General features: G+C 69.0%; 9 protein-coding genes and 2 pseudogenes. 8 read left to right on the plus strand and 3 right to left on the minus strand.

Annotated features, from left to right (window positions below; genetic code table 11):
- Positions 1 to 139 precede the first annotated feature (139 nt).
- From JM949_RS15670 to JM949_RS15680, 4 genes and pseudogenes are all read left to right on the plus strand, one after another.
- Positions 140 to 1,735, plus strand: a complete 1,596-nt coding sequence (locus tag JM949_RS15670) for an FtsK/SpoIIIE domain-containing protein (RefSeq protein ID WP_203149205.1) — start codon at positions 140 to 142, stop codon at positions 1,733 to 1,735.
- Positions 1,732 to 1,997: pseudogene (locus JM949_RS39180) on the plus strand (hypothetical protein). Before JM949_RS15670 ends, JM949_RS39180 begins: the two are co-directional and overlap by 4 nt.
- A 3-nt stretch (positions 1,998 to 2,000) precedes the next feature.
- The gene (locus tag JM949_RS15675) at positions 2,001 to 2,189 is read left to right on the plus strand and encodes a hypothetical protein (RefSeq protein WP_203149206.1); all 189 of its coding nucleotides are present in this window, start codon (positions 2,001 to 2,003) and stop codon (positions 2,187 to 2,189) included.
- Entirely contained in the window at positions 2,186 to 2,803 is a 618-nt protein-coding gene (locus JM949_RS15680; protein WP_238433236.1) for a DUF2637 domain-containing protein, read from the plus strand. Before JM949_RS15675 ends, JM949_RS15680 begins: the two co-directional genes overlap by 4 nt.
- On the opposite strand, the gene JM949_RS15685 is transcribed toward JM949_RS15680, so the two are convergent.
- Positions 2,754 to 3,107: a hypothetical protein gene (locus JM949_RS15685; RefSeq protein ID WP_203149207.1), complete on the minus strand. Its 354-nt coding sequence runs from the start codon at positions 3,105 to 3,107 to the stop codon at positions 2,754 to 2,756. The genes JM949_RS15680 and JM949_RS15685 overlap by 50 nt on opposite strands.
- Positions 3,108 to 3,202: 95 nt before the next feature.
- On the opposite strand from JM949_RS15685, the pseudogene JM949_RS15690 reads away from it, so the two are divergent.
- Together JM949_RS15690 and JM949_RS15695 are read left to right on the plus strand one after the other, a co-directional pair.
- Positions 3,203 to 4,942: pseudogene (locus tag JM949_RS15690) on the plus strand (replication initiator).
- Positions 4,939 to 5,124 carry a helix-turn-helix transcriptional regulator gene (locus JM949_RS15695; protein ID WP_030329852.1) on the plus strand — a complete coding sequence of 62 codons (186 nt, stop codon included), beginning with the start codon at positions 4,939 to 4,941 and terminating at the stop codon, positions 5,122 to 5,124. Before JM949_RS15690 ends, JM949_RS15695 begins: the two are co-directional and overlap by 4 nt.
- 4 nt (positions 5,125 to 5,128) lie before the next feature.
- Here JM949_RS15695 and JM949_RS37115 read toward each other — a convergent pair whose 3' ends face one another.
- Entirely contained in the window at positions 5,129 to 5,446 is a 318-nt protein-coding gene (locus JM949_RS37115; RefSeq protein WP_238433237.1) for a hypothetical protein, read from the minus strand.
- A 380-nt stretch (positions 5,447 to 5,826) separates the two neighbouring features.
- Here JM949_RS37115 and JM949_RS37120 point away from each other — a divergent pair, with 380 nt between their 5' ends.
- Positions 5,827 to 6,558, plus strand: a complete 732-nt coding sequence (locus JM949_RS37120) for a tyrosine-type recombinase/integrase (RefSeq protein ID WP_309232173.1) — start codon at positions 5,827 to 5,829, stop codon at positions 6,556 to 6,558.
- An 11-nt stretch (positions 6,559 to 6,569) separates the two neighbouring features.
- Here the strand turns inward: JM949_RS37120 and JM949_RS15705 are convergent, their stop codons facing one another.
- Positions 6,570 to 7,193 carry a hypothetical protein gene (locus JM949_RS15705; protein ID WP_203149208.1) on the minus strand — a complete coding sequence of 208 codons (624 nt, stop codon included), beginning with the start codon at positions 7,191 to 7,193 and terminating at the stop codon, positions 6,570 to 6,572.
- Positions 7,194 to 7,262: 69 nt separating this feature from the next.
- Here JM949_RS15705 and JM949_RS15710 point away from each other — a divergent pair, with 69 nt between their 5' ends.
- Positions 7,263 to 7,475, plus strand: coding sequence for a hypothetical protein (locus JM949_RS15710; RefSeq protein WP_203149209.1), 213 nt, complete (start codon positions 7,263 to 7,265; stop codon positions 7,473 to 7,475).
- Positions 7,476 to 8,216 lie beyond the last annotated feature (741 nt).

The following is an 8,216-nucleotide window of genomic DNA, read 5'->3' on the forward strand; positions in this document are numbered from 1 at the left end:
GGACGGCAGCCCCGCCCTCTGTCTCTTTCCCCTGCTCTGTCGAGAGAGGTAGTGACATGTCCAAGCGTATGCCTGCCGTCCTGCGGCGGCTCGTCCTGGCGGGTGAACGATGATGCGCCGGCCGCGTGGCGAGGTCGTGATGACCACCGCCGGGGACCTGATGGTGATCCGGCCACGCCGGCTGGAACTGCCGGTCTGGCTGATCGCGTTCGGCCTCGTGCTGCGGTGGCTGTGGCGGGGCCTCTGGTGGTGCCTTCGCCACCCGGTCGCCGTCGGCCTGGTCGTGGCCGGGGTGACCCTCTACCGCGAGTTCGGCCGGTCCGGCGTGATCGTGCCCGTGGTCCTGGCCGCCGCCGTGTCGGCGTTATGGCGGTGGCGGCACGAGTCGTCCTGGTGGACCTGGTGCGCCGGTCCGATCCTCGGTCGGTTCCGTCAGCTCTTCGTCTACCGGCGGGCCTGGCGTGAAGCGATGACGCTCTGCGGGCTGGCCAAGGTGTACGACCATCGCACGGTCCTGCCGGAGCTGCTGCGGGTCCGCTCGGATCAGGCGCTCGACGTGCTGACCATCCGCATGGTCCGCGGCCAGACACCCGAGGAGTTCCAAAAGGCAACGGCGAACCTGGCGTACGCCTTCGGCCGGCGGCACGCCCGGGTCTACTCCGAGCGTCCCGATGACCCGCCAATCCGGTCGGGCTACTGGGCGCTGGTCCTGGGCGCGGTGGACCGGCTGCGGTTCCGGGACCGGCCGTCGGTGGTCTACCTGGTGGTGGTCCGCACGGATGCGCTGCGTACCCTGGTCGACCCGTTCGATGTCCCGTCGGTGCCCGACTTCACCGCACTGCCACTGGCTCGACGGGAAGACCTGCGGCACTGGTGCCTGCACCTACTCGCCACCCACGTCCTCGTCGGCGGCGCCACCCGCTCCGGGAAGGGCTCGGTGCTGTGGTCGCTGGTCCGAGTGCTGGCCGGTGGGATCTCCTCCGGGCTGGTCCGGCTCTGGGTCATCGACCCCAAGGGCGGCATGGAGTTCGCCATGGGCCGACCGCTGTTCGCCCGGTTCGCCTGCAAGTCGTTCGAGGCCATGGCCGACCTGCTCGACGAGGCCGTGACAGTCATGCGGGAACGGCAGAACCGGCTTGCCGGCGCGGTGCGGGTCCATACGCCGACCCTGGATGACCCCATGGTCGTGGTCGTCATCGACGAGATGGCGGCACTGACCGCGTACCTCCAGGACGTCGACCTCCGTAAGCGCATCGCCGGCTCGCTCGGGCTGCTGCTGTCGCAGGGTGCCGGCGTCGGCGTCCTGGTGGTGGCCGCGTTGCAGGACCCCCGCAAGGAGGTGCTGCCGTTCCGGGACCTGTTCCCGACCCGGATCGCCCTCGGCCTGACCGAGGCCGCTCAGGTTGACCTCGTGTTGGGTGACGGTGCCCGCAACCGGGGTGCCCTCGCCGATCAGATGCCCCGGTGGGCCAAGGGCGTCGGGTACGTGATCCTCGACGGCATCCCGGAGCCGGCCCGGGTCCGCTTCTCCTACATCTCCGATGACCACATTCGGGAGCTGGCCGCGGAGTATCCGGCGCCGGCCGACGCGGCGGACATCCTCGCTCAGGTCGGCCGGGAAACCGCCACCGAACCGACCCGGCCGCCTCTGCCGCGGCAGCGTCGCGGACCACTGCTGCCCGACTCGCTGCTGAACATCCTCGACCGGGACACCGACGGGGGTGAGCCGCGGTGACCGCCCCGACTGACGGCCGAACCTTCTACCGGCTGCGCGCTCCCGGCATCGACGGCGTCACCAGCACGGCGGTGTCCGTGCGCGTCGACCCTGCCCGGCCCGATCCGTACCCGGTGTATCTCGCTGTCGGTGGCGGTCGGCGCCGCATGTACCTGACCCCGACGAGGCGTGGGCGCTGTGGCGCTGCCTCTCCGAAGCGGTGGCCTCCCTCGGCGAACCGCCCGACCACATCCGTACCCGCGTCGCCCCGGCCCGGAGGTAACCGATGTCCCTCAAGAGCTTCTTCCTCGGCACCCACCGTCTCAAGCCGCTGCACATCGAACTCGACGGCTCCCCAGACCGGCTCGCCGGTGCCTTGCACGGCCTGGCGCACATGGTCAACCGCCGCCGCGACCTCAACGGCCAACAGATCTGCATCACCCTGACCGTTCGCGACACCAGGGGCGGCCGATGATCCGCGAACGCGCCGAGTCCGGCGTACGGGTGCTGATCCTGCTCGCCATCGGCACCATGGCCGGCGCCGCGGCCTTCACCCACGTCCATGACCTGACCGTTACCCACGGCCAACCTGACTGGATCGGCTGGGCCAACGCCGTGGCGGTCGAGCTGATGGCGATCTACCTCGGCCTGGAGATCCGCGCCCGCCGCCGCACCGGTCGACCCGTCGGCCTGGTCGGCGTGCTCCTGATCGCGTTCGCGCTGCTCTCCCTCGCCGCCCAGGTCGCCGAAGCCGAACCCTCCGTCTGGGGCTGGATCGTCGCGGCGGTGCCGTCGCTGGCCTTCCTCGCCCTGGTGAAGGTCGTCCTGTCCAGCGAACCCGCCACCCCGCCGGCATCGGAGCCCGATCAGCCGCAGGGCGATTGGTACGACGAGCCACAGCCGGTCGAACTCGCGCCGCCGGCTCCGGTGATGCCGCCGGCATCAGTCGCGTGCTGCCTCCGGTCGGTGTCGTCCACCCCAACCGTCCCCAGGTCGTCGGGATCATCCGATGACGGCCACCCTCGCCGCCGGGCGGCGGCTACCGGAACTCGTGCACGACCTCGATCAGTCCGACGATGTGAGCGTTGAACTCGTCCAACTCCTCGGCTGGCACCCACAGCTCCAGAATGGTCTTTCCGCCGGCCTGGCGGACCGGGTAGCGGCTCAGGAACTCCGACTCCAACCGGAAACGGGTGACGTAGCCGACGCCGGACGCGGGCACGTTCCAGTCCCGGGCGATCATCACCGCGTATTCCTCGTTCAGAACCGGGTAGAAGATCGGCTGATCCGGCAGGCGCGGCGGCCACTTCAGCCATCCGGACTCGCGGACGAGATCCAGCTCTTTCGGCCCGGTTGGGCGCCACAGCACCGTCGTACCGTCATCGCTGTTCATGTCGACCTCGCCGTTCGGATTCTTGGTGAGCCCGGACAGTACCGGCGGACCTGCACCCGGGACCACCGCATTCGCCTCACGGTGGGGGTGGGCCGATGACGGCTCCGACCCTGCCCGGCGTCGAATCCGCCCCGGCCCCGGTTGCTCCTCGGCCGGGGTCGCGGGCGGCCCGCATGGCGCTACCTCGCTCGATCGACGTGCTCAAGGACATCGCCATCGAGTACGGCGTCTGCGTCCGCCCGCTCGCCATGCGTCGCACCGACCTCGACACCGGCTTGACCGAGGTCATCGACCTGCCCTGCGGCGCGACCCGTGAGGACAAGTGCCCGCCGTGCGCCAAGAAGAACCGCCGGCTACGGCAAGCCCAGATCCGCGAAGGCTGGCACCGGGCCGACGAACCGCTACCCGGCCCGGAACCCGCGACCGAAGCGCAGAAGTCCCTGATCCTGTTCTGCGCACACCTGGAGTTCTCCCGCGACGAGGCCGTACGCGCCGCCCAGTGGGACCAGGTGACCGACCTCGACGAGGCAATCCGCGAGGTAGAGGAAGCCATCGCCGCTGAGGGCCTCCGCGGGCGCGTTGGACCACCCCACGCCAGGGACGACGAGCCCGACCAGCGACGCAAGCGCTCCACCAAGCGGCGCCAAGATGCCCCCGAACTGCCTCGGCGCAAGGTCGAGCGCCGCACCGTCGGCAAGACCTATACCGCCCCGGACGGCTCCACCTACCAACCGTCGATGTGGCTCACGCTCACCCTCGACTCGTACGGCCCGGTCCGTCCCGACGGCACCCCGGTCAACCCCGCCAGGTACGACTACCGCCGTGCCGCCTGGGACGCCGTGCACTTCCCTCGGCTCCTCGACCGGTTCTGGCAGAACCTCTGACGGTGTGAGGGCTGGAACGTCCAGTACGCCGGCTGCGTCGAGCCGCAACGCCGTCTCGCCCCGCACGCGCACTTCGCCATCCGGGGCACCATACCTCGGGACGTGCTCCGCACCGTGGCGGCGGCGACCTATCACCAAGTGTGGTGGCCCTCGGTCGACGTCCAGCGCTACACCCTCGACCGGCTACCGATCTGGGACGAGCAGGCAGCGGCATGGGTCGACCCGGACACCCGCGAGCCGTTGACCACCTGGACGGAAGCCCTCGACACCATCGACGACGACCCGGACGCGAAGCCGGTGCACGTGGTGCGTTTCGGCGCCCAGGTCGACGCCCGCGGCGTCATGCCCGGCACCGAGGACGCCGAACGGACCATCCGGTACGTCACGAAATACATCACCAAGCACACCGGCGACTGCCACAAGGCGACTACCGATCGGCAGCGAAAGCACCTCGACCGGCTCTGGCAGCAACTCCAGCTGACCCCCTGCACCGAGCGGTGCGCCAACTGGCTGCTCTACGGCGTCCAGCCCAAGAAGGCACACGCCAAGCTCAAGCCCGGCCGCTGCAAGGGCAAGGTCCACCAGCGCGACACCCTCGGCATCGGCGGCCGGCGCATCCTCATCTCCCGCGACTGGTCCGGCAAGACCCTCGCCGACCACAAGCACGACGCGCGGGCCTGGGTGCGGGCACTGCTCGGCGTCACCACCGACGGCGCGCAACTCGTCGACGACCAGGGCGACACCACCGAACGGGTCCGCTACGCCTGGGAACTCGCCCGACCCGATGACCCCGACGTCGGCCCGATAACCCACCGACTCATGCGCTCGATCAGCGAACGCGCCCGCTGGCGTTCCGAACTGCTCGCCGCCAAGGACCGGGCCGCGCAGGGGTCCCCAGATCTTTCGGCAACTCAGCACAGCGCACAGCACGACGGGGAGGAAACGCAGTGAACGAGGAGTTGTTGACCGTGCCGGAAGTGCTCGCCGAACTGCGCGTACCGCGCTCCACCTGGTTCTACTGGCGGCAGACCGGCAAGGGACCACGGGTGATCAAGCTCCCGAACGGACAGCTGCGGGTCCGCCGGTCGGCGCTCGGTCGGTGGCTCGGCGACCTGGAGCAGGACGCCGCATGAAGAGCTACGAGGTCCAGATCTGGGAGATCGCTAAGCGCGCTGACCGGAAGGCTCGACCGTGGCGGGTCCGTTGGGCGGTGAGCGGCCAACGCTTCGAGGACATGTTCCGTACCAAAGCCCTCGCGCACTCCTTCCGCGCCGAGCTGGTCCAGGCGGCCAACGCGGGGGAGCCCTTCGACCCGGCCACCGGCCGCCCGGTCTCCGAGGCCAGAACCAAGAACCCCACCACCTGGTACGCCCACAGCCGCGCGTACGTCGAGATGAAGTGGCCCCGGGCGGCGGCCAAGACCCGGCGCTCAATCGTCGAAGCGCTGACCTCCATCACGGTGACCCTGACCCGGCCAACGAAGCGGGGCCGACCAACTGACGCTCTGCTCCGTGAGGCGCTGTACCTCTACGGCCTCAACCCGCGCCGCTGGTCCGACGAGATCCCGGCCGAACACGCAGCGGCGTTGGCCTGGCTGGAGACCGCGTCCCTCCCGGTAGTCGAACTCGACTCACCCGCGATGGTCCGCCGCGTCCTCGACAGCCTCTGTGTACGCCTCGACGGCAAGCCCGCGGCGGCCTCCACCGTCCAGCGGAAGCGGGCCACCTTCTACAACGTGCTCGGGTACGCCGTCGAGCTGGAGCTGATCGCCACTGCACCCGGTCGACCGGGTGCAGTGGACAGCGCCCGAGGTCGCGCAGTCCATCGACCGGCGGGTGGTGGCGAACCCGGCTCAGGTTGCCACGCTGCTGGAGGCGATGAAATCTCTCGGCAAACGAGCCGACAAGGTCACCGCGTTCTTCGGCTGCCTCTACTACGCGGGCATGCGTCCCTCAGAAGCCGCGGACCTACGGCGGGAAGACTGCGACCTTGCCGGCCGGTGCGCCGATTGCGGGACGGACTTCGACGACCTGGCGGCGGTCAAGCCTTCCCGGTCCTGCGAGCACGAGAAGATCGAACATCGCTGGGGCCGCCTGGTGCTCGCCGGCACCTCGCCGCGCGCCGGGTCGCACTGGACCGATGATGGCGGCTCCCACGAGCGGCGCGGGCTCAAGCACCGGGGGAGGGCTGAGACTCGTACGGTCCCGATTCCGCCCCGGCTCGTCGAGCTGCTGTGCGCGCACGTTGAGAATCACGGGGTTGGCCCGGACGGTCGGTTCTTCCGGGGCCTGCACGGTGGGCCGCTGTCGGAGTCGGTCTACGACCGGTGGTGGAAGCTCGCCCGCGAGAAGGCGCTGACCGAATCGCAGGTTGCCTCGCCGCTCGTCCGCCGGCCCTACGACCTACGGCACGCGGCGGCCTCACTCTGGCTGAATGCCGGCGTCCCGCCGACGGAGGTAGCCCGGCGCCTGGGCCACGGCGTCGCCGTCCTGCTTCGCGTCTACGCCAACTGCATCGACGGGGGAGACGACACCATGAATGACAAGATCGGCGACGCGCTCGGGTGACCATCCATCGATCAGCCGTTTGCGTCGCTGGTGTTACAGACCAAGCGGTGAGCCTCAGCGATCACGGCTGCGTCGAGGTCGTCAGCCGGGGTGCTGGTGTAGTCGTGCTCTTCGTAGTCGGCGTAAAAGATGTCGTAAGTGATCTCAAGGTTGATCAGCTCGGCTGCCATGGGAGTGCCATCCCAGGTGATGAACCTGTACGCCCAGGACGTCAGGTCGCGGGGTGTGATGACCTGGACGAGCAGCCGTCGGGCCATGATCCGGAGGGCTTCGTCTTCACCCTGGCGGCTTCCCTCCCGGTAGTAGGTCAGGGCGAGTTCGGTCAGGGCGTCTTCGAGCCATCGCCGCAGCTCGTCACTCTCGCTACCCCTAGCGGGCGAGATACCCGCCAGGATCCGAAGGGTTGGACTGTCTACGCCTGCGACGAGGCAGTCACAGGCTGCCTCGATTACCTCAACCGCCGTACCCGATCCGACGCTCCAGAGGATGGCGGCATCTTGAAAGCGGGCGACCGCGTCATCTCTGACCATCGGTACAGGGTCCACCGTCGAGCCGGCGTTGTCTCCGAGATATCCGTCTGTCGGGTGGATGTGCCCGGCGTCCCGCCGACCGAGGTCGTCCGGCGCCTGGGCCATGACGCGCTCGGACGAGCCACAGCGTCCGCGTCGATAGCTTGCCTTGGACGCTCGCGCGAGAATGGCCGTGTGATCTTCGAAGCGATGTTCGCCTACGTGGCCGTGTTGGCGCTGGGGTTGGCGGCGGTCCTCGCCGTGGTCTACTCGGTGGCTTGGCTATGGCGGTTGGTGAGACGCGGGGCTGCGGCTCTGCCGCGCGGGATCAAGTCACTGACGATCGAACCGTCTCCAGGAAGCTTCAACGACTCTCGGGACGTGTGGCCGATGCCGAAGGACGATTGAGGACCTGCGATTCGTGGGCGTGGGCACATGGTGGGCGATCAAGCAACGGCGGGCAGCCCTGCGGAAGAGGAACAGCAGCTCAGGAAGCATGAATGAGCCAAGATCCCTGACGCCCTGTAAATCCGTCGCGAAAGCTTCAGAGGTTCGAATCCTCTACCCGCCACCAGGTGCAGACACGGCCCCTGACCAGCAGAGATGCTGATCGGGGGCCGTTGTCGTATGTCCGGCTGAGTCCAGCCGTTGACGACTGGTTGGAAGCAGATGGTGGGCAGGCCGAGCTTGCCTTTCGGGGCCCCTCTGGGGCTGTGACCATCGAACTTGTCGGGCTGGCGTGGGCCGCGCCGGGGTAGCGACCGTTTGAAGCTGCCTCCCGGGCGTCGCTGGGCAGTGGGAGGTAGACCGGGGGCCAAACCAGGCCCCGGGTTGCTGCCAGCCTGGGCGATGTACGCGAACCCTGTTGAGCGCTGAGGTGGACGAGGTGCGCTAGAAGGAGGGGGTGGATCTGCCCGCGTCGCAAGACCCAACCTCGCCCGAGGTCCGTGCCACGGTCGGCCCGATTCCAGCCAGGGACAGTCGTGTGCCGGAGCTGCGGCTCTGGGGCATCCGTCGGTCGATCACGGCGCTGTCGTGGCTGCGCTGCTGCTAGGTCGTGTTTCGTAGGGCCCGGAGCCATTGGTTGATGGCGGCGATGGTGAGGGTGGCTTCGTAGCGCACGGCGAGTTTGTCGTACCTGGTGGCCAT

The sequence above is a fragment of the Micromonospora tarensis genome, assembly GCF_016803395.1.
In the GTDB taxonomy this organism is placed as follows: Bacteria; Actinomycetota; Actinomycetes; order Mycobacteriales; family Micromonosporaceae; genus Micromonospora; species Micromonospora tarensis.

Bases quoted from the DNA above. Each gene is read 5' to 3' on its own strand.
- JM949_RS15685 (WP_203149207.1), bottom strand. From the start codon at position 3,107: ATGAACAGCGATGACGGTACGACGGTGCTGTGGCGCCCAACCGGGCCG.
- JM949_RS15670 (WP_203149205.1), top strand. From the start codon at position 140: ATGACCACCGCCGGGGACCTGATGGTGATCCGGCCACGCCGGCTGGAA.
- JM949_RS15705 (WP_203149208.1), bottom strand. From the start codon at position 7,193: ATGGCCCAGGCGCCGGACGACCTCGGTCGGCGGGACGCCGGGCACATC.
- JM949_RS15675 (WP_203149206.1), top strand. From the start codon at position 2,001: ATGTCCCTCAAGAGCTTCTTCCTCGGCACCCACCGTCTCAAGCCGCTG.
- JM949_RS15680 (WP_238433236.1), top strand. From the start codon at position 2,186: ATGATCCGCGAACGCGCCGAGTCCGGCGTACGGGTGCTGATCCTGCTC.
- JM949_RS37115 (WP_238433237.1), bottom strand. From the start codon at position 5,446: ATGGAGGTCAGCGCTTCGACGATTGAGCGCCGGGTCTTGGCCGCCGCC.